This is a genomic window from Dactylosporangium salmoneum (genome assembly GCF_039532525.1).
GTDB classification, from domain to species: Bacteria; Actinomycetota; Actinomycetes; order Mycobacteriales; family Micromonosporaceae; genus Dactylosporangium; species Dactylosporangium salmoneum.
Genome location: NZ_BAAARV010000146.1, coordinates 1 through 517 on the forward strand (window position 1 = coordinate 1; position 517 = coordinate 517).

At 64.6% G+C, this 517-nt stretch carries 1 protein-coding gene; it reads right to left on the reverse strand.

The window, feature by feature from the left end:
- Positions 1-202: 202 nt before the first annotated feature.
- On the reverse strand, positions 203-517 hold a 315-nt coding region (locus ABD352_RS57075), incomplete at its 5' end, for a transposase (RefSeq protein ID WP_344621087.1).

A 517-nucleotide genomic window follows, 5' to 3' on the forward strand; every position in this document is an offset into this window, starting at 1 on the left:
AACATGCGAGCCAGCTTATGCAGCGTGCGCAACGCCGCTGAGGTGCTTCCCGCACGATCGGCAGGACAGGGCCTAGTAGTGCTTTGTTAGGTTTGTCGATGTCTGTTGCGGTGTAACGGTTTCACGGTTTGGTGGCAGGTGGGGCATGCGCCGGTCCAGGTCGCGAGCAGGAGTTGCAGCTCGTGGATGACTTTGTAGAGGGTCAGGCCGGCGCATCCGCTTTTGGGTCGAGTCGCAGCGTGGTGATGAACAGGTGCGCGGCGGTGACGAGGGTGACGTGGCGGTGCCAGCCGGTCCATGAGCGGCCCTCGAAGTGGTCCAGGCCGAGGCCGGTTTTGAGTTCGCGGTAGTCGTGTTCGATCCGCCAGCGGATTTTGGCGGTGCGGATCAGGTCGGCCGAGGTGGTGTCGGCGGGTTGGCTGGACAGCCAGTAGGTGACGGGTTCGGGCTGATCGTCGGGCCATTCGGCGATCAGCCACCGTTCGGGCAGGCTGCCGTCGGGGTCGCGGGTGATGCG